Source organism: Alistipes sp. CHKCI003, assembly GCF_900021155.1.
Taxonomy (GTDB): domain Bacteria; phylum Bacteroidota; class Bacteroidia; order Bacteroidales; family Rikenellaceae; genus Alistipes; species Alistipes excrementavium.
Genome location: NZ_FCNT01000090.1, coordinates 1 through 24,399 on the forward strand (window position 1 = coordinate 1; position 24,399 = coordinate 24,399).

Sequence of the window (24,399 nt, forward strand, 5' to 3'; positions counted from 1 at the left end):
GCACCACCTGCGCGACGAGCATCATCACCACGAACGAGAGATTGCCCGTGCCGATGCCCTTGTCCACGACCGACTGCGTGAGGAACGGCAGGATCAGGCTCAGCACGCTGGCCGTGAGCATCGCCAGTGCAAGCTGTACAAGGTAGTTTTTGTAGGGCCGCAGGTATTGCAGCAGATAACCCGGTTTCAGCCGCTTGTCCTCGTCGCCTTTCTCGCGGTAGAAGGCCGGCGTGGGCTCCAGAAGCAGAGCGATGCCTCTGCCGGAAGATCGGAAAGAAGAGGCGGGAGGCCCGGAGCGGGTGTCGCGATCCGGCCCGTCGGATTGATCCGCCGCATCGGGAAGCTCCCGGATCTGTATCCATGCCTTCAGGAATTGCTCCTCGGAGTATTCGAGCAGTCCCGATGCCGGATCGGAAACATACACCCGCCACTTGCCCCGTTTGAGGGCGATCTTGTAGACCACCACGAAATGCTGCTGGTTCCAGTGGACGATGCACGGCAGGAGGGCTGCGTCGCGAAGCTGTTCCCATGTGATTTTGACACCCGTGGTGCGGAATCCGATAGATTCTGCGGCGTCGCTGATCCCCAGCAGAGAGACCCCTTCGCGCGTGAGGTGGCACCGCTCGCGCAGATTTTGAAGCGAGTAGTGCCGCCCGTAGTACTGCGCCACGATCCGCAGAGACGTCGGCCCGCAATCCATTGCATCGAGCTGGGTAAAAGAGGGGAAGACCATATGCGATTAGTCGTTAAGAATTTTAGAATATAGTTCAGTACAGTCTTTTATGCGGCCTTCGAACGGTGTGCAACAATCGTTATGTTTTCCTTCATATACATTCTCGAAACGACGAATGAGGCAACCGCCCCTGCATACAGGCAAATAAAGCACTTACGGCATTCTGGGTCGTTGTAATGGTCAATTCCCACGGCATATTTCGCAATCAGTTCGTAATTGCGCCATACCTTCGGGGCGTTGATGTTCCCTACGGTCAGCTCTTTATTCCCGAGGTCCTCGTAACATTTATGCATTTCGCCTTGACTGCCGATAAGCATGCTATGCGGACTGCGGGTCATGCATTCCATATTCACATCATCGGGATATAATTCCTCCGTAACGACTCCGTATTTGGTAAATAAATCGAGGAAAATATCCGTTACGGCATTTCGGCTCGAACCTTTTCCACCGACCATAGGCTGCCCAATCCTTTTATATTGCAATAACGGCTCACCGCCATACCATGTAAGATTGACGGATTCAAGGCCATCCTCCTGCTTTAGATGCTTGATATAGTTTATGATCGCATCTTCGGTCCGATTCGAAAGCGTACCCGGCCGACGCCATTTCTCGAAACAATACGTACAGGCCAAATTGCAACTTTGAGTAGGTGCAATGGTCAAAACCATGGTCTTTTTCGAATACAACCGAGACATGCTTTGATGATGAAGAATGTCTACCAAAGCATCATCATCTTCGACCAGTACATATATCTTTTTCAGATATTCTATTTCCTCTTCGGAAAATGCCGACAAAATTGACGTTCCATTATCCCGAGATAAAAACAAGAGGCTCGCATACAACGAGTCATCCAATGCGATTAAGCTATTGGAGTAACTGTTGTACAAATATTTCCGATGTTTTTCCGTCTCGACCAGAAAATTGAAACGAGACCATTTCAGATCGGTCATGTACTTTTAATTTATTGGGTTGGATTCAATGATTTCCAGCAATTTGTCGAGCATGGCATCCCGTCCCGAAAGGTAATCCCGTGCGACGTATGGAATGGCGATGTCGGGCATCAGCACTCCGTCGACGGCACGGGTGTATTCGTCGTATTCGACTGTCGATACGCAGAGATATAATCCGGAAATTCCGAATCGGGCCCCCACAGTTTCCCCGTATTTCAACGCATTGCGGCGTAGCGGTTCCCCGGCTAACAGGGCGGCGCCATTGTATTGCAGAATATTGCAGAACGATGCGGCTATTGAACTCGTATCTTTGTCCATCAATACATAGTATTGCATCCCCGGGATGTATAATTGTTGATCGAGGTATATGGTTTTATTCATGTGTTGACTTGGAACCTCGACGACCGAACCGAGCATATCCGAGGTCAGAAAATCATAATCATTTAAGGTCCATGGAGAGACTTTTAATCGTTCGTTCTTCAAATACGGAATGGTCGACCGATTGATGAATATGGATAGCAGCCTGTCGAATGAATGTCCGTTACCGCCCAGATTGCCTCTTAAATCCAATATGAACGAGGTACATCCCTCTCGCCGAGCCTGAAGTATGGCCGTTCGCAGCTTGCGAATCAGGAGATTATTGTTGGGATAAAACTCTCCGATCGAAAAATACCCTGTTTTGGCATCTTTGAAGATTCGACTTTGAAATTCACGTTGTCGGTTCAATTTGAGATACACGTCTTTCCACGGGAATCCGGATGTGTTGATTTCCAAAATATTGCCTTTGCGAGCCAAACGAATCTTGTAATCCAATGCTGTAATAATCGCATAATGATAATTGGTTAAAAGGGTGAACGGGTAGATATGTCTGTCGTCGTAGCAATATTGAAGATATTGTGAGGCTGGGACATCATTGATACGCAGGATTCGATCGCCTTGTTGAAAGAGAGGATCGATTGAACGATCTACAATAAGCGTATCGTTGACGTTGAGCGATAAAAAACCGAATACGGAAATATCATCGGCTTTTTTGGCATCCGAGAAATGAACGGGTTGCGGTTCGACCCGAAAATGAGGATCGATATTTTGCAGCCATTGCAGATAGGGGCGAAGCACCCACATTAAGTCTGCACTGCATAATGAGTCCTTGGATAAACTTTTATTTCGGCGTGTTACCTGAGCCGATACATATTCCGGTATGGAATCATTGGAAGGATGAGGCAGGCCCGACAATGAGAGAAACTTGGGTACCTCCGTCGCCGGCGTTGCAATATCCGTTATGTCGATTTTGCCGCTGATTTTTATTTCCCGATTTTCCCGGATTTGTGCGAGGCTGTCTGCATTTTGATAGGCTACGTCTCCATATACAACGGCGTGATCAGACGTAATAATAAGCAGAATCAATGCGAAAACAGATATATTCTTTTTCATAATGACGAAGTTGCTTTGTGATCGGGGCCCTCTTTTCTCTATTTCGTCCAATTAGTGTATTGGGAAAGAAGCCGGAATACCCTCTTGGCGTAATTCTTACCGTATTTTCCGGCCGATTCGAATTGCCCGCCTCCGCTTCTTGCAGGAAATACAAAATTGCCCGCCCTTGGTTTGGGCCATTTCAGTGTACGATAAACGTTCGAACTTCGACCGTTGATTACTTCAAAACGTTTCATAATGCGATTGATCGAATTGACTTCCTACTCTTTTCAGGATTTTCGGAATCCTCCGGCCTAACTGCGCAATTCGCTATGCTCTGAGGCATTCAGCCATTTTGCTTTTCAATGATCTCCAATAACTTGTCCAACACGGCATCCCGTCCCGAAAGGTAATCCCGTGCGACGTATGGAATGGCGATGTCGGGCATCAGCACTCCGTCGACGGCGCGGGTGTATTCGTCGTATTCGACGATTGAAATACCTGTCTGTTGGAGCAAAGTGGGCAACAATATTTTACCCTGCACTGTTTCTCCGTATTTCAAGGCATTGCGCAAAAGAGGTTCTCCGACAAGCAATGCCGCGTCATTGAATTGAAGAATATTGCAAAATGAAGCAGCTATCGATCCGGTATCTCGACTCATTAACACGTAATATCGCATCCCGTCAATATACATCTTGGATTGTAACGGGAATTCGCGTACGATCTCGTTGTCGGGCAGTTCCACTGTTTGTCCAAGCATCTCTTCCGTAAGGAAATCATACAACCCCATCGTCTTTTGCGAACACTTGACTTTGGCTTTTCGAAGGTATTTCACCGATGGCCGGTTGATGAAAATGGAGAGTAGTTCGTCGAATCGATCTCCGTTTCCTCCGGGATTCATTCTCAAGTCGAGAATGACGTTGGTAATGCCGATGGCCTTAAACTTTTTAATTTGGTTATGTAGTTTTTTGATGAGCCAACTATTGTTAGGGTAAAAAGAGGGAATGGTAATACAAGCACTCTTGGCATCGGGGAACGTTTGTACCTTTAGTGCTTGCTGTTGCTTCAATTTCAGCACTACACGGCTTTGGGTGTCACCGGCTGTACTTGTGTTGATTATGCACCCGCCGCGTTCCAGTTTAATCCGGAATGTATCAACGACATTGCTGAAATAATAATGGCGCATGATATTGGCTGGAGTATCGTAGCGGTCGGGGTAGGTATATTCCAAAAAGGTAGATACCGGAATATCGTTGACAGATAGGATTCGATCGCCTGTTTGATAATCCGGGTCGAGAGATTGGTTGACAATCAGCGTGTCATTGATGCATAAAACGTCGAATTCCGGAACCTTGAGGCGTTTGGTCTCTCGCACGTCTTTGGCCGGAATCATGGGCTCAATTCGACAGTGGGGATCTTCGTTGAAGAGCCAATCGAAGTAAGGGCGATACACCCAAATCAGATCGGATGTCAGGAGCGTATCCTTGTCGAGCTTATTACAGCGCAGATTAATCTCCGAAAGGATGCGCTGCTCCGCTTCGGGGGTCAACAGGGAATCGAAAGCCGGATGCTCGTGTATTTTGAACAATCTCTGTCCGATTTCGGTTCTGGGGGTAACGACGTCGTAAATTTCGATGGCGCGATTCTCGACAGGAATCATGCGGCTGTTTCGCAGGTTCAGAGCGCGGGCGTATGATTCAGTCCGAATCGTATCCTGTGCAGCACATGGCTGAATTGCTGCAAATGTCAGGATGCAAAACGATAATTGGAGGTGGGTAATACGGTTTTTCATAATAATAAAAAAGGAGTGTTCCGGCTATTTTAACCGCAACGACCCTGTTTCAGTGATTAAAACATATCATCATATTCACCGTTGTTGTATGGAGAAGTCTTGTCAAACCCCAAATACCAATTGGTGCCTTCTGCCCCGACTTTGAATTTTCCGCTGCGTTTCATACATGAGATACACACTCGACCGCCTTTTATAGAAGCCATTTCTGCATGCGAAAGGCGTTCGAACTTCGTACCGTTGATTACTTCAAAACGTTTCATAATGCGGTTGATCGAATTAACTTCCTGCTCTTTTCAGGATGTCCGGAATACTCCATGAGCGGCGCGATTCTTATGTATTGATTTCTGCGTCAGTTTCTCGTGGCTTGTAATAATCGCCATACATGATTTCGTGCATTCTCCTTGTGCATGTTCGTCCATTCGTGAAAGTTTTACTGTTTCAAGGTCTTGACAAATATATACAAAAAAAATTTTAGATTCGAAAAGGGGATCTAAAAAACTGAGCCGAAACATCGCTGGAATGTGATTGCGTATATATTGCCGTCATCCAGCGGATTTGTATTGTTGAACAAAAAAAGTATAGGCCTATGCGATGTGTGTTGAGATGAATGTTTTTTGTGTTACGCAAAATCGCATCATGCACGTTGGGAATATCAATATGATGATTCAATGTCGTAATATCAATCCGGATCAGGGCTTCGCTTTTCGGCAATGCTCCCCGAACCGCCGTTTTCGGAATCGTTTTAACGTCGCTGAAAGATTTTTATTTTCGTCCTGCCTTTCCGCATTTCAGTCGACCATTCGAGCTGCCGCACTCGGTTTCGCCTCCTCGCGGGAAAGCTTTTTCATATCCTGAAACTGCAAGGCGTCGGAATATGGTAAGGACGGTGCCGCTTCGTCGGAACAGTATTTTCGAATCCCCGTTGCGGGCATCTTCAGGCGGGATCGAAATCCGTTCGTAGGTCATACCGTCCTCCAATAGCAACGGGACATGGGCATTGTGCCAACCGACCGACTGGGCGATAAGGTGTTTCTTGAGCCGTTGGTAGGTCTCGGGCTTGAGCATCGAGGGATATTTGAAGACGCCCGACATATTGCCGCCCTGATCGAAGAGGCGCCTGCCGTAGAGTTGTGCAGAGACGGAATGTGCGAGGTTGTCGCGATGGACGGCGATCGGACTTTTGCCCTTGTAACCGTTGGTCGAAAGACCGCGCAGGTGGATGACCTCTTCGTTCGGGAACAGTTCGCCCGTATCCAAGCGATAAAATAGTCCGTCATTATCGGTAATCGTTGGAAAATATCCGATTAGTATCAAACCGATCACCTATGTTGGGCCGCCCCGATATATATGTTATGCGTTGTTTTCATAATTTCAAAGCAAAGATAAATTCATTTCCTTCTATAATCTTCCGTTATTCGACTTTATTCTTAAACTACGACAAAGTATCCCTTTCGGGGCTGTTCGGTGGATTAAGTTTGCTCCCGAACGAATCAATAACAAGATTTATGAGCAAGCTGAAAACCTTAAAGAGAGCCCGTTGCAGTGTCCGAACGGATCGACGAATTGCATACCGCGACCGGGGTGGCGCGGGATGATCGCCGAGGAGCGGGGAGCGGTGGAATGCGCCGTTTGCGGAGTACGGGCAGGCCGACCGCGCCGTCGAAGCCGAGGAGCGCTACGTCGATATCGAACGCCGGCAGGCCGAGCAGGAGTATGTCCGACTGACCTTCGGCGAGCAGTCCGACGAATTTACGTTGAATAATATCATCGACCTCGTGAAAGGCGCCGACTCTTCATGCGGGCATCTTGTTGATTTGCTTCTCCGCTTTGGTCTTGCCGACCGTTCGGTATTCTTTCGGCAGCCAGCAGTCGGGGCGGATATGCATCCTCGTGGCGAAATGCACCATTTCGCGGTTGACGGTGATGCGCGTTACGATGGAGACGGTGTCGTCGTCGCGGATCTTGCCTTTCTGAATGATGAAAATTACTGCGAAGGTATTTTTCTGCACCCGTAACCCTCGGAGCTGTTTCGCGGCGGTTTCTTGCAACCGCAGATTCTTGTCTTTTGTCATAACGATATTTTACAAATCAATCGACTTCGCCTTCGTTTTCTCGCCTCGGCTTAGCTCGGACTTCGTTCGGCGCTGCGCTCGGCTTATCGAAAACGTTCGACAAAAAGCTCACGCCGCAGGATATGAGCGAGATGCAGACCATGCTGGCCGAAACACCCGGCATGGAGCGCGACAATCGGGTGATTTAGAGAACGAGCCGGAAATCTATGTAAACGAATGGGTATGGGGGAGGACGAAATCCGGATGAGAAGAGGTCGAGGATTTTAATAAGAATATTATGTCCGCTATTGGAAAAAGAATCGTTGATTCAGCAACAGAAAAACGAGGTTATGACAATAGAATACGCAATTCAACTGTTCGAAGATGAAAGGGGCGTTCGGTATGGGATTCCGAAGTCGGAAGATGGTATATCTTTATTGTAGATGCGATTGCAATACTGACTTGGGGAACGCAAATCCAAGACGCTGTTGGAGTGATCTGAAAATCAAACTGTCAAAAGAAGGGAGCGAGTTGTACGAAAATATCGTGCGACTGAAAGTGCCGGTGTCCGGCGGTAAGAACTGTAAAACCGACGTGGCTGATGCGGAGTAATTGTTCCTTCTGATTCGGTCGATACCCTCACCGAAAGCCGAACGTTAAGAAAGTTGTGGAATATGCTACGCTGACCGACGTCATCACGCAAAGTTGATCGGGTATGACGACGCGACAGCATGAACAGTCTAATGGCTTGAAAACCGGAAGTTTGCGCGACAGTATAACCGATTTTGAATAGGTTCGACATCTATCAAATATTCTGAGCACCCTCGGACTTCGAACATAGTCGAGGGTATTTTTTTATTTTCAACCGGTTGATAATATCCCAATTTGAAATAATAAAGTTGGCTATCGAGTGCTTTTGCGCTTGCATAAGAATTTTGTTTTGCAGAAATTTGTACCGATATTTTACATGAGTGTTGTTCAAATGTGAAATTTATTTTCTAATTTTGTCATGCCGAGTGATCGGTAAAGACATATAGAAAGTGTTTTCGCATTGTCCTTAATTGAAAATGTGGCAATTTTCTACGAAGAGAGGACGACGAACAGCACTCATTTCTTGTTTAGATATATGTAATCCGGCATTCTTTATGCCCGGATGTTTCCTATCTATTCAAGTGTGGGGTCATTGCATCGTTTATTCTCTTCGGGTTCGCCACAACCTTCAATTAGATAAACGAAGTCGGCTCCACACTTTCTTTTGTACAAGCCCACCGTATGGGAGTCGGACGGTAAAACGAAACGATTGTCTAACTCAAATATCAATTTTACTATGAAGAAGATTCTATCTCTATTGATTTGCGTCCTCATGTTCTCGGGAAGCATGTACGCTCAATCCAAACAGGAGATCAAAGAGGCCGGGAAAATCGCGAAAACACAAGCGAAACAGCTTTCGAAAGAGGGTTGGAAATTACTCGAAAGCGGGACGCTCGAATCCGTCCTCAAAGCGCATGCGTTGAAGAAAAAGAGCGGCGACGTAGAAGAGATCGTCGGCACGGCCAATAGAATGCGCAGTATCAATCTCGGGAAAACGACCGCACGTAACAATGCCATGAACGAATATGCGGAGTCCGCAAAGTCGATGATACGCGGACGAATTGCGACGGATCTTCGGGATATCGACGAGAATCAGGTCGAAAATCTGGTCAGCGGCTATGAACGTATGGTGCTGAAAGAGATCAACGGCGAGTTAAAATCCGCCTTTACGCTGTATAAGGAGAATAAGGATGGGAAATACGATGTACGCGGATATTTTCTGGTAGATCAGGAGGCTGCATCGAAGGCTCGAAAACGTGCCATGCAATTGGCTCTCGAAGAATCTGAGTTGGCACACGAGTACGGAAATGAGATTTCCAACTTCATCGACGAAGGATTCAATATGTTAAAGTAACATGCAGCAATGAAATACCTGCGTATTTTTCTGCTGTTTCTGATTCTGTCCGACTGTGCGGTCGGGCAGAATCTTTCGTCGAAAATCGCAAAAATCAAAGCGGATCCGGCATACAAATGGGGCGAAGGTTCCGGCTATACATTGGAAGAGGCTGACAAGGAGGCTTTAGAAAATCTGGTGCGGAGCGTTTCCGTATCGGTCAGCAGTTCATTTTCGCAACAAGAGGCCCAGATGGCGGTCGACGATGAATCCCTATTCAGCGAAAATATCGAATCGCGGATGAAAACCTATTCGTTCGCGACGCTGCAGAATGTCGGACAAATCATCCTGTCGGAGGAAAACCCGGCAAAGATATTCCGATACATCAGTCAAAGCGAAATCGATAAGAGCTTCGAAGCCCGGCAAGACCGTGCTTTGTCTTTCGTAAACGATGCGAATAAGGCGTTGAAATCGGCTCAGATCGGCGATGCGATCAAGTACTATTATTGGGCGATGGTGCTGTTGAATACGATTCCGAACGGTGCCGCTGTTAAAAGTCGGTTCGAAGACGGATCGGAGACATTGGTCTATACGTGGTGTCATGACCGTATCTGTCGAATTATCGACGATCTGACCTTCGAGGTTTCGGATATGCGACAATCTCCTTCCTACTCGACCGTAGTTTTCGATGTCCGATTTAGAGGTATTCCGGTCGCCGATCTGGATTTTCAATATTGGATGGGGCAACGTTATTCTCCGCTTTACTCGGTGAAAGACGGCCGGGGTACGGCCGATTTCGAACATTTGTCCGAGGGAGACCGGCTCAAACTCAAAATCGAATATCAATACGCTCATATCGCGAAGAATCTCGATGCAGAACTGCGCGGATGTTTCGAAACGGATGTTCCGGCATTTCCATTGGGGAACATTCAGAAATTCGTGCCGGTCATGATACAAAAGAACGAACAAGAGGATAAAGCGGTATCCGGCCGCAAATCGAAGAAAAAAGAGAACTCCGCGACTATACCGGAAACGCAAGACGATTTAAGGATTTCGGCTTACGCCAGAAATCAAGAAGAGGAATACGAGCCGGTAAAATTCGCTACGCCACTGGACGAAACCCCGTATCGAGAGATCATGCGACGCATCGAAGCGGCGATCGGACAACGGGATTACGAGTCGGTATCGCCGCTGTTTACTCCCGACGGATACGATATGTTCAACAAACTCGTGGCTTACGGCAAGGCTTCGATCGTTGCTGCGCCACACTATCGGTTCATACAGTTCGGGGATGAGGTCGTATGCCGGAGTATCCCCATGCAATTCAGGTTCCGCAACAATAAGGTTTTCATAGAAGACGTGACGTTCCGCTTCGACAAAGACGGCCGGATCGACTCGATCGCGTTTACATTGCCGGATTCGATCGAGGCTTTGCTTTTTGACGCCGGATTCCGGTGGAATAACCATTCTCGGTTGTTGATGATGGAATTCATGGAAAATTATCAAACCGCCTATTCGCTGAAACGGTTGGATTACATCGAGAGCGTGTTTTCCGACGATGCGCTCATTATCGTAGGCAAGGCATTGAAAACAGGAGCGGTCGGACGAATGGATACCCCGCTGTTCAATGATCCACAGGTAGAACTGACACGTTACACGAAAGCCGAATACATCCGACGTCTGCGCAGCAGTTTTGCAAGTAAAGAGTATATCAACATCGGATTCGAGGATATAGATATTGCCAAAATGACGAAAGGCGGCGAAATCTATGCGATTCATATCAAGCAGTATTATCATTCGAACAATTACGCTGATACCGGCTATCTTACCCTTTTGGTCGACATGCGCGATTCGGCCAAGCCGACGATTCATATCCGTGTCTGGAATCCGAAGAAGGATCCGAATTTCACTGCCTTAAAGTTTCTGCAACACGGGGCTACATTATTGGATTAAGAATGGATAAGAATATGAAAAAACTATTCCTTTTAATTTGCGGGATTGTCATTGCGAATTGCGCTTCCGCACAGATTATGTTGTCTCAACCGGTGGCCTCCGAAGAGTTGTCCGAGGCTGTGATAGACAAGGTTAGGGATGATAACAAACAACTATGCGCCTTGATTTCGGTCAATGTTACCGGTTTGACCTTAGAACAGGTGCTCGCAATGAAACTCGATACGGACAACGGTTCGAATATATATATCAAGAATCAACCGAACGATGCGACGAATTTTCGTTTTTACATCTCCCCGACTGCGACTTTCGTTGAGGTCGGAGTGAAGGGATATGAAAAAACTCGCTTACAACTGAATCGGGAATTGAAAGGCGGGAAATTGTACGCGATGAAACTTCATGCCCGCCCGCTCGAAGTCGAGATCAACATCACGAGTAGTGTGTACAAAGCGGCCGAGGTGTATATCGACAATAATTTCATCGGCAATACACCCTTGACGACTACCGTGAAATACGGAGTTCCGTTCGACATCCGAGTTTCAGGCGATATATCGGAAACGAAAAAGCAGGTCATCATCACCGAAGAGAGCGAAAAAGCATTCGATTTTACGAATATTATCGGTTCGAAGGATTTGGTTCTCAATATCAGCCACAATGCTGAAGTCAAAGTCGATGAAGCCATAATCGGAACCGCTAAGGGTGGAGAGCCGTTTGTCGTGAAGAATCTCGTTTACGGCAAACATTTGATCGTCGTACGGGCTTTGGATTTCAACGATACGCAGGAACGACCGATCAATGTTGCGGAGAAGAGTGTGAATTCGTTGGATATTCAGTTGAAACATACGAAGACCGTAACGATCGATGCCAATATTTCGGGGGCACAGGTGGCGATCGACGGCAAATATCTGGGCGATACCAAACTGACGGCTCAATTGACCTACGGTAGGCATGAAATGACGATGTCTAATGCGGGAAAGAGCAAAACGGGAACCATTCTCGTGAACGAAAGGAATTCGTATTTCAAATGGAAACTTCCGAAACCTTCGACACGATATCATCGGGGCTATACGACACAAGACATCGATTTGCGTCCGATCGGGTTGGAACTCGGATATGCACAGAAACAATGGGTATACAAGACGGAAGGTGAAAAACTAAAGACAGGATTTTGGGGACAGGGAGAAAAGTACCTTCACGGATTACAAGTCGGTATTCGTATAGAACCGCACATCGGATGGTGGTTTTATGTGCATACCGGTCTGTATTACGAATTTTATTATAGCAAGAGTGATGAAGAGTATTCGGACGGATATGGCGTATTTGGGAAATTCATGGAACATTCGCTATACGTTCCGGCTCATATCGAATTCAAAATGCCGGTGTCGGATAATTTCTATTTCTTCCTAAATGGCGGCATCGGTTTCGATTGCGGACTTGCCGCTGCTGCGGATCTCTACGATGTGGGTGGTGATGAACCGTACTATACGGAGGAAGATATTTATGGCAACAGCGAAATGGGCGATTTAAAACGATTCAATATATCGGGCGAGTTCGGTGGCGGATTCTGTGTGAAACGCTGGAAATTCGGATGTACGGTCAGCCGTGGCCTTTTGGATATGAGCCTCGGAGAAGGATATAAAGTACAACAAAACAAATTGACCGCTTATTTTTCGTATATGTTCTAAAACGGCATGTTTTGACATGAGACAACCTATTATATTATAAATTCAAGACTATGAAAAAGATTCTCGTTGCATTTCTTGCTATTGGTATGGCCGGCTTATTATCCGGATGTCAAAAAAGCGAAACGGCCCTAATCGGAATGGTTAGCAAAACATTAGTCGAATATATCGACTCGGACCATGACGGTGCTGCGGATGCTGCGATTGTTTCAATGACGTTGACTCTTGACGAAGATTCGACAACGGGCTATGAACAGATTTCCGTCCTGTGGGATGGCGTCGAAGTCGCTTTCGGAAGTACATTGCCGATAACCGATCGGCAAATCGTTGATCTGACGACAAACGCCGCCCATACGTATTCGATTGCAGGTGAATGGCAGCAAGGCTCCATGAGAGGATCTAATTCGGGGATTATCCGCATCAAGGTCTCGAATGGCATGGTTGAACCTGTCGAAGATATTCATTTGCGTAGTAGTCTGGAACTATCGTATTGATCGGAAATTGATCTACATAGTATTACGGGAATTGGGAGTATGAAAAATATTATCCGGCCCGCTCGATTTTCTTGGATTCGTGCAACAGATACCCTTTATGGGTATCTGTACCCGTGTTTGGGGAAATACATTGAGTTTCTTTGCCTCATGGCGGTGAAAAACAGACTGTCGCAATCGCGCTTTTTTTATATTTATGATGTTAATATGGATTGTTGATATACATTACTTTCCGAAAAAACAAGAACAAAAATAGAAACAAGTACGGTCAGGACAGTGCTGGAAAATCGACCTGCAACACCTATCGGGAGCTTTACGTAGCGAGACAAGGCACATTTCCTATCGTTGAGTCAATTCAACCATTAAGAAGATGAGATTCGTCATTTTTACCATCGGGCTCTTTTTGTCTGCATTTGCATCGGGACAAAATAAATATTCGGAAGAATACGAAGCTTTCAAGCGTCAAGCCCTTCAGGACTACGATGATTTCCGGAATAGGGCGAATGCTGAATATGCGCGATACATGCGCGATGCGTGGGCGTGGTATCGGGGAGAAAAGCCGATGCCGGTCCCGACGATCGAGGAGCCCGTCGTGCCTCCGGTAATTCTACCCGAGGACGACAGAGGAAAAACGCCCGATGAGCGGCCTATGCCATTCGATGAAATCGTACCGGCACCGGCCCCTGTGCCCGAACCACAACCGATTTCTCCGATAGAAGAGAAACCGCAACCTGTCGAACAATGGCTACATTTCGTATTCTATGGCACACCTTGCAAAGTTCGATTCGACGCGGCCGAAAGTGTATTGCTGAACAACATCCGTGAAAATGCCGTTGCCGATATGTGGGAGCGCATGATGACGAGTTGCAATAATCTGCTCTGCGATTGTTTGGATTTGCGGAACAGCATGAAGCTGTGCGACTGGGCCTATGTAAAATTGGCAGAGACGGTTGCAAATACCATATATGGGTCGGGGCATTCGAATGAAGCTGTTCTTTTGCAATCTTTCATTCTGAATCAGTCCGGATTCAAAATACACATCGCCCGTTCGGACAATCATCGTTTGCATATGCTGCTTGCTGCCGACTGCGATATGTACAATTATCCCTATTGGAAACTCAACGGTGAGCACTATTATCTGTTAGACCATAGCGGCGTCGACGGTTTGAATATTTTCACTCGAACGTTTCCCGAAGAGCAACCGATGCGGTTGTCGATAGCACAAGAGCAGCGGTTTTCCGGGAAGCTGTCATCGGAGCGCACATTACAAGCTGAACGATATCCGGCTGTATCGGCTACCGTAGTTGCGAATATGAACTTGATGGATTTCTACAACGAATATCCGGCCTCGTATGCCAACAACGACCCTCTCACAAAGTGGCGGTTCTATGCGCAAGTACCATTAAGTCGAGTTGCCCAAGAGCGTCTATATCCTGCCTTGCGTGCCGCGATTAGCGGCAAGAGCGAACGGGATGCGGCCAATATGCTGATAAATTTTGTGCAAACGGCATTTGTTTACGAATACGATGATAAAGTTTGGGGATGCGACCGCGCATTTTTCGCCGACGAAACTCTGTACTATCCCTACAGCGATTGCGAAGATCGTTCGATTCTGTTCTCCCGATTAGTACGCGATCTGTTGGGGTTGGAAGTCGTGCTTGTTTACTATCCGGGGCATTTGGCGACAGCTGTCAAATTCAATGAACCCATTCCGGGGGATTATCTTTCGGTGGATGGCACACGGTATCTTGTTTGCGACCCGACCTATATTCATGCCCCGATTGGTCTGACGATGCCCGATATGGATAATTCCCAAGCAAAAGTGATAATGTTGTAGAGATATTGATGACTATAACTCAACTCTTTCTTCCACTAATAACCCCATGTATGCAATTCTTTAGATTGCTTGGTGTGGCGGTGGTTGTTCGGGTCGGTGCAAAGATAGTGATATTTAGAGTGTATTTCTGTTTTTAGGCAAATTACTCTTCAATAAGTTGTTTCGTTTCCTTTAACTTATTCTTGGTGATGTCTGCGCACATTCTTAATATGTTTTCGTTATTTTTCTTAACTTGCTGTTTTTGATATTCATCAGAGAAATTATCTTCATCTACTCTAATATTAGACTGTCGGATAATACATTCAACAGCTTTATCTACTGTTGTGGATTTTATTTGAGATTTATATCCCATTGCATTAATAATAATGACATTTAAAAATTCAGCGCATTCAGGAATGCGAATGAAAACTTCTAAACGTTTTACCATCTTTTGCGATTGTATATCTTTATTTTTAGACAGAATATCTATGAACAAATCTACTATTGTAACATTTTTATTTTCCATTTTATTACTATCATATGATATTTACTTATTGAGCAAGCCCAACCTTTGAGCAAAATTTACAGCCTCAATCGAATTATTGGCTTTTAGCTTTCGCAATATATTTCGTCTATGGGTATTCACCGTATTGATGCTAACTTTCAAAGTATTTGCTATCTCTTTGCTTAACGAGCCTTGCTTCATCAAACGCAAAACCTCCAACTCTCTATTTGTTAAAGGTTCATTCAGTGTATCAGATAAATCTATAAAAATCTGCTCTCCCGTTTTGAAATTGTATAAATGACTTTTAACAATTTCTGATTCATGACTTGCATCAACATCGATAACCGACAGCATAAGCCAAATATTGCCTGATTTATCCGTCTCAATAACTTGCTCCTGCTCTATTATACGGATGTATTCACCTCGAAGATTCCTCACCCGCATTTCATGAATGGCTTTATAGTCCATTTTTTCTTCATTGGAGAACGAACTCAATATCGAATAGATTTTCTTTCTTACAAGTAATCCGTAGTATATATCATCCGGATGTACGACCTCTATTACCGGCTGATGCCCGTCTATAAACAATCTATGGGAATCAAGCCCATATAATTCAGGAATGTTATCAGAAACAAATACGAATTTTTTAGTGTAGCAATCAAACGCCAACACAATACTATGCGTAATTTCCGAGAGTTTTTTCCAGTCCTTTTTCCTTTCTTCGAGAATGGAATAGTTTACCTCATCAAGTAGTATGTTTGATGTCGGGAGTAAGTTTATTATTCGCTTCTCAATTTCCTCAATTATCATGTTTTTAAAATATCTGATTATTAGATATTTGCACGTTCTCTCATTATAAATGACTATTGCCTTTAGAGTCTGTTGCTTCTATCTTTGCACAAAGATAATGAAATCAGTATAAGTATAAGATAAATAGATGTTTTTAATATTTTAATTCATGTAATATGATAGAGAAAATTTGTTTAATGACACGTAGCGGAGAAGAGGTTGTAGGACGTAGAGTAGTTGTTACTTCTGAGTTTGAAGCTGACAGAGAAAATATTTGGCGTAAAATTCAGGATATTGATACTTTAAGAAAAATTTGCAAGCCAAAAGCCAGTTTTAAATCTTATGATAATACTTCTTCTACTTGGAAAGAAGGAAAATCTTTTTGCTTTAAAATGTTCCTGCATGGATTTATTCCGGTAGGAAAACATACGATAAACGTAATCAAAATGGATAAAAGCACGGGAGAGATAGTAACAAATGAGTATAATAAAAAAGTAACTATATGGAATCATTATATCAACATGGAAGAAGTTTCTCCTAATGTAACAAGATATACGGATATGGTTGATTTATATGCAGGCGGTTTAACAGCTCTTGCCGCTTGGTGGACGCTTAAATTTTATAAACATAGACAGAAAAAATGGCAGAAGATAGCAAAAAACTTATAAAACATTTGCACTTTGTCTTCTAAGGAAGATTATGCCAGAATGGGATTTAACAAAAAAGCAAATATATAAATTGCTAAAGCATCCTTTCCAAAAGGAAAAATCTGTGATAGAAGAAATAACTTCTGCATATCTTGAATTTGTTGAGGATTTATTCGATCATCGCAATAGAGAGCATGATAATAAAATACGTATCAAGCAATTAAATATGAGTTATATAGATTTCGGAACAATAAAAGCATTAGAAGAAACTTCTCCTACTGAAAATAGCAAACTGAAAATTATATATCTTGATAAACTCTTGTCTTTATTGCATACGGAACAAGAACCGATCTATCGCCGAATGGAATATCCAAAATTTTCATCAATATAGAATCTGATCGGAAATCTTCATTCTGCTTAACAATGAGGTCATTAAAATTATGGATGAATCTTCATATGTCCTCAATATCCTTTGAGGAATAGTCAAGACCGGAAATTGCGTTTTCCGTCGTACCTTGCGTATCCGCAAAGCACCGTTATTGTCTTTTATCAGATGTTCACGGCTTAACTGCTGCACATCCGCGAAAGCGAGTGCGTTGAAACAGCAAAAAACAAAAATGTCCCTTACCTGCTCCAACCGTTTGATGGCAAATTCCTTGTCTATCGGAATATCCAGTTCTTCACGTGAAAAAAATACTGCATTTACTTCTTCCTGCTCGAAGTGGATGCCGTAAAACGGATCTTTCTTTATCCAGTCGTTAGCCAAAGCAATACGAACAACTTTTTTCAAGCTCTTCAAATGTTTCAATGCGCGGAATTGTTTTGGCAATGCTTCTCTGTTTTCAGCCGGAAATCAAAATCACGGATAAACCGCCCGTCCGGTTCTGCCAACATTATATCATCACGGTGGTAACAACTGCGGATATATTCTTTCAGGCGGTTTGAGAAGTCTCAAATTTGAATAACGATGTTTGCCGTATATTCCTTGCCAATCAGGGCTCGGCATTTTTCGTCATGCTCCGCATAAACTTCCAATAAACTGCGTTGTACTTTATCCCGTCCGTAGAAACAATCTTTTATTATATCGGCTGCTGTTATTGGCTTGTTGTCTATCTCCAGTCCACGGTGTATCGCAATACTTTGGCACGAACCGTATTGATATAGCGGTTCAGTTCGGTGGCTGCACGGTCTTTTTCCTTGTAACATTCCTTTTTTCTGATTCCATAGCTCTACGGAAATACTCCGTTTAATCATAACTTCGGCTGCTCGTTTGTTTACGGTGATGCGCATACAAAATAGGAGCTTTACTGTTTTTCAGAAGTTTTGCTTTTTTGATGACGAACAATGCGCTTAGTGTGTTTCTTTTCACTGCTCCCCTAATTCTTTGTTTTTTAAGTAGTGCAAAATTAGTTTGCTACACTCGAAAACCGGCTACGTAAAAAACGACAATCAAAGATAACGATTACGCTTCAGGGCAAGGTTCTGGGTATCGACGACAGCGCCTATACGCTGCCCTCGTCGGACACGTTGAGTTATGTCGTATCCTCGATGCTCTCGTTCGTCGATACCATGCCGCGATACCGGATTCGCATCATCGACAAGTACGTGACCGTTACCGACCGCAACTACGTGCGGTTCCGGCTCGGCGACACGCGCATCATCGATACGCTGGGCGACAACCGCCGGCAGTTGGACCGGATCACGGACCTTATGCGGCGGATCGTCGAACAACAGAAGTTCTTCGTCGATACCGTCACCCTGGCGGCCGCGGCCTCTCCGGAGGGTGTCTATGCCTTCAACGACCGTCTCTCCAAAGGACGGGCCGAGGCGTTGAAACAATACCTCGTCCGCCGCTTCGGCCGGCGGATCGCCCCGCTGCTGACGGTACGCTGGCTGGCCGAAGATTGGCAGGAGCTGACGGAACGCATCCGGGAAGACAGGAATATCGGGAACCCGAAGACCATTCTGGAACTGATTGCTGCGGAGAAGAACCCCGACCGTCGAGAGCACCTCATCCGGCAGCGGTTCCCGAAGGACTTTGCCTACATCCGCTTGACGATTTACCCGCAGCTTCGGGCCGTGAATTTCCGCTACAGCCTGCGCCGAAAAGGGATGGTGAAGGATACGATTCACACGACCGAACTCAATACGGCCTATGCCCGCGGCGTGGAACTGTTGCAGAAACGCAAGTATGCCGAAGCATTGTACATCCTGAACGAATACAACGACCGCAATACCGTCGTGGCGCACCTCTCGATGGGGCACGACGAGCGGGCGCTGGAGCTGCTCGACGCGATGCCGAAGGATGCCGTGAACGAGTATCTGAAAGCCATCGCTTGTTCGAGGTTGGGTCGCAAGGACGAAGGACGGGAGCATTTTCTCGAAGCATGCCGCCTCGATCCCCGGATGGAATACAGGGCCAACCTCGACCCCGAAATTACAGAACTGTTAAAACGATAAAGCTATGAAGCGTAACAAACTGGGAACCGAGATTTTCTATTGCCTGATGGCCGCGATCGGAGGCGTACTCGTCGCCTCGCTATTTGCCGGATGTCACATTTATACCGACGAAGAGATCGAAACAATCCGGTGTCCGCAAATTCAGGATACCGTACGGATACCGGAATGGGAGCTGACCGAATAGATGCGAGCGGCGGAGACTTTCAATCTCCGCCGCTCGTTCAGTTTTCTCGTGGCACGAGAGGCCGGCAGTAGGACTTGTTTACGACCCGATCCCGCATCGTTTGCATGTTATTGAAATTGCGGGATATGTTTTGGATTATTTCGATATAGTTGTCGCTGCCATCCTCTTTCAGATAATAGAAAGGTTTGATGGACACGCAGTTTCGGTGTTCGAAAAGCGTATTGAGCAGCGTGCGGTCGGAGTTCCCGCACGAATGTCCCATGATGTAGATCTGGTATGGCGACGAATCGATGAACCGGAGCAGACGGCGGTAGTTGTCCGTCTCCAGATAACGGATGGATTTGATGTTCGTCAGGTAGCTGTTATCTTGTAGGTTGGAGATTTTCTTGTAATCTTCGTCCAATTCGTCGCCATAACCGAAGATAATAGGATTTTTATCATTCTCCAGCTCTCCGTGAATATGGTTGACCTTGAAATCCGACCCTTCGGGAATATACAGGTCGGCCATCTTCGTGTAGTTGAAGTTCAACAACAGAATCTGTTCGGGCAACAAAAAACAGTTCGGGACGTCGCCTTCGTTATCGTTGATTTTTTTAAGGTGTTTCGATATATCCAATGAATCCGGCGCGGATGAACTTCGGACAGAACCGAGATATCGCATAATGTCTACATGACGGTCGGGAGAAGATTGTCCGAACCGACGCAGGAAATTGTCTATTTTATCATCCGTAGACAGGGATTTCAATCGTGCAGCCAAAAATTCCTCGAACAGACCTTGTCCCCCGACGGATATGTCCCGCACATCGAAAGGTTCATAGATTGTCTCCCGGATGCAATCCTTTACAAGGGCCGGCTTAATTTTTTCTTGAACCAAAGACAGGTGTACTGTTAAATATGTCTTTATCAAATCCAAATCTTCATTAAGCCGATCCGGAGTGGAGTATCCGCAGGGGCTCTGACGAAAAATATTTTTCAGCCACGCATAATATTCGCTTTCGATATCGACCCAATTTTTCGATTCGGCAGCCTTATCTATTGCTTCGAAGAATTTGCTTTTATAGGTTAAGTTATCGTTGAAGAATTTATTGTATTGCTCTTGCGGAGTTATTTCTCCCAGATTTCGTGTTAATTGAAACATGCTATTGCTCAGAACCCAACGGAAATGTTGCATGGTTTTCCGGTCTTCCGGACCGGAAATTTTGACAGCACATAAACCATCATTTAATTCGTACTCGCCTTTCAATAATCCTAATTTCTGAATAGTGTAGTAGCCCCGAATAAAATCCGTATAGCTTGTCGCTAACCCGTGTGCAAGGTCGAATCCGTTACCGATCAGTATAATTCTATTCATCATATTTATTATCTGTTATTTGTAACGATACATGACAAATTTAGCCATTGGTTCCGGTACGGACAAATCATAATGATATTTCCCCGCCCACCCGTCCAGCAAGATAGCCGCAGCGAACGACACGCCAAGACCGCGCAGGGTCTTGTCTCCGGTCATCCCGCTGCGGCTGTCGGACTCTTGCTGTCCGGGCGTTCCGGGCAGACCAAATATCGTTTCTTATGGAATTACTCACTGAAGAGATCATCTCGAAATTCGAGAATCATCCCATCGGTTCGCAGGCAGGGAAAGGATTAGAGGCCGAGGTCCTCGTCAAATACTTCAATCCCTGCGGTGCCGGAACATGGCTCATCACCGAAGCCGAACGCGAAGGCGACGACTGGCGCCTGTTCGGATTTTGTCATATTTTCGAGTGGGAGTGGGGGTATCTGATGCTTTCTGATCTGGAAGCCATTCAGCTGCCGTTCGGCCTGACCATCGAGCGGGACTTGTACACTACAAAACGATACGTTCGGGATTTCATTTCCACCGACAAATAACCGAACATGGTCGAATCCGTTAAGAAGCATCGTTATGACAAGGTATAAGGATCAGGCAGCCAGACTGAAAGAAGAACTGAACGAGGCACTGAACGACGAGCGCTACCGAAATCTGTCGTTCGTATCCGTTGGAAACCTCTCTCGCGCAAACCGAAACTATCTGACCCGACACATGGAAAAAATCGGTCGCCTTCAACACCGATACGATCTTTGCGTGCGCATGCAGCGGATTGTCGACGGTGAAGTATTCACCCTCGACGACATCGACAAATGCCGGATGGAGATCATGCGCCGATATCCCGAATACGGACAGGAGATAGGACTGCCCTATGGAATAATCTTTACGGCGGAAGCCATACGGAAATCTCTTACCCCGAAATATGACCAACAGTTGCATAAGCATCCGATAAGAATCGACTTCGGAACAGATGTCGTCATCGAAATAGACTACAGCAACTTTATCCGGCGGTATCCTAAGAAACAGAATAAAAGGAGAGAGGCCGACTGACCTCTCTCTTTTGTTCGTATTACCGCTGTGCTTCGATAAAGTGAGATTCCAACAGTTTGTACAAAGCAGACTGCGGGTAGAGAATCTTGCCGCCGATGGTCGTATAGGGAATCTGACGGTTATCGCGATAATTCTGCAAGGTGCGGGGACTCAAATCGAAAATTTCGCGTACTTCTTCACTGGTCAGATAAGTTTCCGAAAGAATCGACGGACGCTTTTCCGAAAGGAGTTTGTCGAGCGCGACGATCGCTTTGCGCAGGTTACGACACAAAGCCTGATGTTCCGGTGTCGTGCGAAGGATGATTTCCGGATTCATTATCTGGTCGGTTGAATCAGATTGTGTTGCAGAATATGAGCGATGTCCCGTTCACGGAAAAAGACTTTATTTCCGAGAGACGTGTAGGGTACGATACCGATCTGGCGGTAATATTGCAAAGCCCGCAGCGTGATGTTCAGGGCTTTGCTGACCTCTTCCGAAGTCATTCACCGCGACGGATCGGAGGTTTGACGGGAACAGAAGCGGGAAACCCGATCCAGAAGCTGACCGACGAGTGTCTGCAACTCGTCGTAAGCACACGTTTCAATCATCGTGTAGTCCATTGAAATACGTTTTTTTAGTTTGACAATAACCCCGGACTGTCCGAGGGATCGGCAGGTAAACGTATTTCTTGGAAGCGATATGATGAATGACCGTTCTCAGCCGTCGGAGGCCGTCTAAACGTGAAAAAACGACGAAAATAACTAATTTGCAAAACTCAAGGGAATTTCCTATATTTGTATGGAACAGGCTGCCCCGACGGAACAGAATCGTGTAAAACATTGAAACCGTTATTTCTCTAAATTGTTACCGCTTGTTGGAGAAACCGTTGTAATGAATTATTTTAGATTTTTATTGGTTTGACTTAACCAATTGAGGAATAAAATTTTAGCGAATTATTTGAGAAATAGAGGTAACGATTTAGTAACCGTGCTAATTTCAGCGTTTTGCGTTGCTATGCTGCCAAATAACTCTTTTATTTGCAAATATAATATCTTTTTCCGAAAGTACGAACTGTCGGCAGCTATTTTGCAAAATCAGTTCACAAAAAAGAATCATTCACTTCATTTGCAGGCATTCTGACGCTTCATTAGTTTCGATAGGGAATCTTTTTCACTCCATTATTCGGATTTATAGCCTCATCCTCCTGCCTTTCCTTTGCGGCTGTATAGGTCGGTGTATATTCTGCCTTAGCTTGTCGAATTGCTCTTTGAACCGCTCGGCAATGGGTTTCCGGTCGAAGGCAAGAACCAGTTTCGTCCCGTCCGTCGGGTCTTTCACCACTTGAAACACCGCCTTTTCGGTCGTGAATTTCCGTCCGTGTTTCTCCGAATAGAGTTCACCCACATGCTCCTTTTATTCGTTTATATTAATCTCTTCCAAATCGTCGGGAACAAACACTTTCCCCTTGAAATTCAGTAAAGCTTCTTCCATGTAATTCTTTTTGCGTGTACTTAGATTCTTATCTAGCAATAGATCTTTACGTTTAATTTTTCAGCTAATAATCCAACTTCCAATGCAGTGCTATGGTGTTTTTCGTATGGTTTGAATACATGACGGTCTTTATATACTCAAAATGCCTCACACAGAAGCCAATCTGCACCTTCTACATAATGACGGTTAGCTTCATTATAGGGTTCATCTCCCAAGCAAACTAATTTTGTTCCATTACGCATTTGAATACAAAAACCAAACTGTTTTTCTTTGGTAGACAATATATCAAAACACTGAAAATCAACATTATTTATACTACATTTAGTATCGTTTCATTATCTGGATGATAAGAAACGGCATCAGAACGGCAGGTCATCCGCGTCGTCTTGCGGAGTATCGGCGGGCGGCACGGGAGTGTTTCCGGCAGCCTTTACAGGCTCCTCGTCCGCATCGTTCCCGGTTGCGTTACGTTTACCGGAATTAACGAAAGCGATCGAATCGGCCGTGATAGAGAGCTGCACTTGGCTGTCGCCGTTTTTGTCCTCCCACAAGGAGTACGACAGCGTTCCTTCGACGAGCACCAGCCGTCCTTTGGTAAGGTACTCGGACAGGCGGATGTGCCCCTCCTTATTGCTCCGCACCCTTACCCACGTGGCGACGCTCTGTCCTTTCGAGTAATCATCTACGGCTATATCCATAGCCAAGAATGAACCGTGCGTTCCTGCGATGACCCGGCTGTCTTTGCCGATGTGTCCGATAGTGTGAACATATAACATAATAGAAAGTTTTTGCGGCAAGGTGGTTAGTCCTGCCATTACCTGAATTGTTGTTTCTTTTCCCTTTGCTCGGTTCTTTTTCTGCCGAACCGCTTGGGATTTACGGGTGCTTCAAAAGGCTGACGAAAAGCCCTTTCCGGCGCTTTTTCCGGAAAATTACGCTTACACAGGAAGGAAGAATTTTCCGAGAAATGCACTTCAAAGCGACGGAATCGGCGCGGCAGCCGACCTTTGCATCCGGAAAACCCAATCGGTGACGGCAGGAAACGAAGCCGCAGGAAACGGTTATACTATATAATCGTATAAAGGGCAGGAGGCTTCGCCGAAGTATAAGAGAAGAGGGAAAGGAAGAGGTATAAAAGAATACCGCCGA

The 24,399-nt window shown here is 45.6% G+C and carries 26 protein-coding genes and 2 pseudogenes; 11 read left to right on the plus strand and 17 right to left on the minus strand.

The window, feature by feature from the left end:
- The 7 genes from BN3659_RS11250 to BN3659_RS11280 form a co-directional block, all read right to left on the minus strand.
- Nucleotides 1-733 (minus strand): cysteine peptidase family C39 domain-containing protein (locus BN3659_RS11250; protein WP_253181083.1); only part of this gene is annotated, 733 nt, incomplete at its 3' end.
- 47 nt (nt 734-780) lie between these two features.
- Nucleotides 781-1,683 (minus strand): radical SAM protein, encoded by a 903-nt coding sequence (locus tag BN3659_RS11255; RefSeq protein ID WP_091537049.1) that lies wholly within the window; start codon nt 1,681-1,683, stop codon nt 781-783.
- A gap of 6 nt (nt 1,684-1,689) precedes the next feature.
- Nucleotides 1,690-3,114: a S41 family peptidase gene (locus tag BN3659_RS11260; protein ID WP_091537050.1), complete on the minus strand. Its 1,425-nt coding sequence runs from the start codon at nt 3,112-3,114 to the stop codon at nt 1,690-1,692.
- Nucleotides 3,115-3,439: 325 nt separating this feature from the next.
- Nucleotides 3,440-4,885, minus strand: coding sequence for a S41 family peptidase (locus BN3659_RS11265; RefSeq protein WP_091537052.1), 1,446 nt, complete (start codon nt 4,883-4,885; stop codon nt 3,440-3,442).
- Between the two features lie 56 nt (nt 4,886-4,941).
- Complete coding sequence (locus BN3659_RS11270; RefSeq protein ID WP_091537053.1) at nt 4,942-5,145, minus strand: hypothetical protein; 204 nt, start codon at nt 5,143-5,145, stop codon at nt 4,942-4,944.
- A gap of 502 nt (nt 5,146-5,647) precedes the next feature.
- Complete coding sequence (locus BN3659_RS11275) at nt 5,648-6,208, minus strand: phage portal protein (protein ID WP_091537055.1); 561 nt, start codon at nt 6,206-6,208, stop codon at nt 5,648-5,650.
- Nucleotides 6,209-6,678: 470 nt separating this feature from the next.
- A complete protein-coding gene (locus tag BN3659_RS11280) occupies nt 6,679-6,957 on the minus strand; it encodes an Arm DNA-binding domain-containing protein (RefSeq protein WP_091537057.1) in 279 nt (92 codons plus the stop codon).
- 1,306 nt (nt 6,958-8,263) lie between these two features.
- Between BN3659_RS11280 and BN3659_RS11285 the strand changes: the two genes are divergently transcribed.
- The 5 genes from BN3659_RS11285 (at nt 8,264) to BN3659_RS11305 (ending at nt 14,820) form a co-directional block, all read left to right on the plus strand.
- The gene (locus tag BN3659_RS11285) at nt 8,264-8,881 is read left to right on the plus strand and encodes a hypothetical protein (protein ID WP_091537058.1); all 618 of its coding nucleotides are present in this window, start codon (nt 8,264-8,266) and stop codon (nt 8,879-8,881) included.
- Between the two features lie 9 nt (nt 8,882-8,890).
- Nucleotides 8,891-10,813 (plus strand): LPP20 family lipoprotein, encoded by a 1,923-nt coding sequence (locus BN3659_RS11290; RefSeq protein ID WP_091537060.1) that lies wholly within the window; start codon nt 8,891-8,893, stop codon nt 10,811-10,813.
- Between the two features lie 14 nt (nt 10,814-10,827).
- Entirely contained in the window at nt 10,828-12,495 is a 1,668-nt protein-coding gene (locus tag BN3659_RS11295; RefSeq protein ID WP_171847761.1) for a PEGA domain-containing protein, read from the plus strand.
- A 50-nt stretch (nt 12,496-12,545) separates the two neighbouring features.
- Nucleotides 12,546-12,986, plus strand: coding sequence for a hypothetical protein (locus BN3659_RS11300; RefSeq protein WP_141682576.1), 441 nt, complete (start codon nt 12,546-12,548; stop codon nt 12,984-12,986).
- Between the two features lie 367 nt (nt 12,987-13,353).
- The gene (locus BN3659_RS11305; RefSeq protein ID WP_091537065.1) at nt 13,354-14,820 is read left to right on the plus strand and encodes a hypothetical protein; all 1,467 of its coding nucleotides are present in this window, start codon (nt 13,354-13,356) and stop codon (nt 14,818-14,820) included.
- Nucleotides 14,821-14,962: 142 nt separating this feature from the next.
- Here BN3659_RS11305 and BN3659_RS11310 read toward each other — a convergent pair whose 3' ends face one another.
- Nucleotides 14,963-15,325 (minus strand): hypothetical protein, encoded by a 363-nt coding sequence (locus BN3659_RS11310; RefSeq protein ID WP_091537066.1) that lies wholly within the window; start codon nt 15,323-15,325, stop codon nt 14,963-14,965.
- 21 nt (nt 15,326-15,346) lie between these two features.
- Nucleotides 15,347-16,114, minus strand: coding sequence for a LuxR C-terminal-related transcriptional regulator (locus BN3659_RS11315; protein WP_091537068.1), 768 nt, complete (start codon nt 16,112-16,114; stop codon nt 15,347-15,349).
- A 155-nt stretch (nt 16,115-16,269) separates the two neighbouring features.
- Here BN3659_RS11315 and BN3659_RS11320 point away from each other — a divergent pair, with 155 nt between their 5' ends.
- Both BN3659_RS11320 and BN3659_RS11325 read left to right on the plus strand, forming a co-directional pair.
- The gene (locus BN3659_RS11320) at nt 16,270-16,761 is read left to right on the plus strand and encodes a hypothetical protein (RefSeq protein ID WP_091537070.1); all 492 of its coding nucleotides are present in this window, start codon (nt 16,270-16,272) and stop codon (nt 16,759-16,761) included.
- 31 nt (nt 16,762-16,792) lie between these two features.
- Nucleotides 16,793-17,131 carry a hypothetical protein gene (locus tag BN3659_RS11325; protein WP_253181085.1) on the plus strand — a complete coding sequence of 113 codons (339 nt, stop codon included), beginning with the start codon at nt 16,793-16,795 and terminating at the stop codon, nt 17,129-17,131.
- On the opposite strand, the gene BN3659_RS13675 is transcribed toward BN3659_RS11325, so the two are convergent.
- Both BN3659_RS13675 and BN3659_RS13680 read right to left on the minus strand, forming a co-directional pair.
- The gene (locus tag BN3659_RS13675; protein WP_366142757.1) at nt 17,123-17,548 is read right to left on the minus strand and encodes a site-specific integrase; all 426 of its coding nucleotides are present in this window, start codon (nt 17,546-17,548) and stop codon (nt 17,123-17,125) included. The two genes, BN3659_RS11325 and BN3659_RS13675, sit on opposite strands and share 9 nt — an antisense overlap.
- A 143-nt stretch (nt 17,549-17,691) precedes the next feature.
- The gene (locus BN3659_RS13680; RefSeq protein ID WP_091537071.1) at nt 17,692-18,030 is read right to left on the minus strand and encodes a hypothetical protein; all 339 of its coding nucleotides are present in this window, start codon (nt 18,028-18,030) and stop codon (nt 17,692-17,694) included.
- Nucleotides 18,031-18,267: 237 nt separating this feature from the next.
- Between BN3659_RS13680 and BN3659_RS11335 the strand changes: the two genes are divergently transcribed.
- Both BN3659_RS11335 and BN3659_RS11340 read left to right on the plus strand, forming a co-directional pair.
- Complete coding sequence (locus BN3659_RS11335) at nt 18,268-19,200, plus strand: hypothetical protein (RefSeq protein WP_317041657.1); 933 nt, start codon at nt 18,268-18,270, stop codon at nt 19,198-19,200.
- Between the two features lie 4 nt (nt 19,201-19,204).
- Nucleotides 19,205-19,384, plus strand: a complete 180-nt coding sequence (locus BN3659_RS11340) for a hypothetical protein (protein WP_091537073.1) — start codon at nt 19,205-19,207, stop codon at nt 19,382-19,384.
- A 37-nt stretch (nt 19,385-19,421) separates the two neighbouring features.
- Here BN3659_RS11340 and BN3659_RS11345 read toward each other — a convergent pair whose 3' ends face one another.
- Nucleotides 19,422-20,738 carry an AbiH family protein gene (locus BN3659_RS11345; RefSeq protein ID WP_141682577.1) on the minus strand — a complete coding sequence of 439 codons (1,317 nt, stop codon included), beginning with the start codon at nt 20,736-20,738 and terminating at the stop codon, nt 19,422-19,424.
- Nucleotides 20,739-20,953: 215 nt separating this feature from the next.
- Here BN3659_RS11345 and BN3659_RS11350 point away from each other — a divergent pair, with 215 nt between their 5' ends.
- Both BN3659_RS11350 and BN3659_RS11355 read left to right on the plus strand, forming a co-directional pair.
- Nucleotides 20,954-21,271, plus strand: coding sequence for a DUF2958 domain-containing protein (locus BN3659_RS11350; RefSeq protein ID WP_091537074.1), 318 nt, complete (start codon nt 20,954-20,956; stop codon nt 21,269-21,271).
- A gap of 34 nt (nt 21,272-21,305) precedes the next feature.
- The gene (locus tag BN3659_RS11355; RefSeq protein WP_091537076.1) at nt 21,306-21,779 is read left to right on the plus strand and encodes a hypothetical protein; all 474 of its coding nucleotides are present in this window, start codon (nt 21,306-21,308) and stop codon (nt 21,777-21,779) included.
- 19 nt (nt 21,780-21,798) lie between these two features.
- Here BN3659_RS11355 and BN3659_RS11360 read toward each other — a convergent pair whose 3' ends face one another.
- The 5 genes and pseudogenes from BN3659_RS11360 to BN3659_RS11385 form a co-directional block, all read right to left on the minus strand.
- Nucleotides 21,799-22,095 carry a helix-turn-helix domain-containing protein gene (locus tag BN3659_RS11360; protein WP_091537077.1) on the minus strand — a complete coding sequence of 99 codons (297 nt, stop codon included), beginning with the start codon at nt 22,093-22,095 and terminating at the stop codon, nt 21,799-21,801.
- Nucleotides 22,095-22,262 (minus strand): helix-turn-helix domain-containing protein, encoded by a 168-nt coding sequence (locus BN3659_RS13550; protein WP_253181086.1) that lies wholly within the window; start codon nt 22,260-22,262, stop codon nt 22,095-22,097. Before BN3659_RS13550 ends, BN3659_RS11360 begins: the two co-directional genes overlap by 1 nt.
- Nucleotides 22,263-22,947: 685 nt before the next feature.
- Nucleotides 22,948-23,169 (minus strand): annotated as a pseudogene (locus BN3659_RS11375) (hypothetical protein); the annotation flags it as partial.
- A gap of 3 nt (nt 23,170-23,172) precedes the next feature.
- Nucleotides 23,173-23,546 (minus strand): annotated as a pseudogene (locus tag BN3659_RS13555) (MBL fold metallo-hydrolase); the annotation flags it as partial.
- A 63-nt stretch (nt 23,547-23,609) separates the two neighbouring features.
- Nucleotides 23,610-24,026 (minus strand): single-stranded DNA-binding protein, encoded by a 417-nt coding sequence (locus tag BN3659_RS11385; RefSeq protein WP_091537079.1) that lies wholly within the window; start codon nt 24,024-24,026, stop codon nt 23,610-23,612.
- Nucleotides 24,027-24,399: the final 373 nt, after the last annotated feature.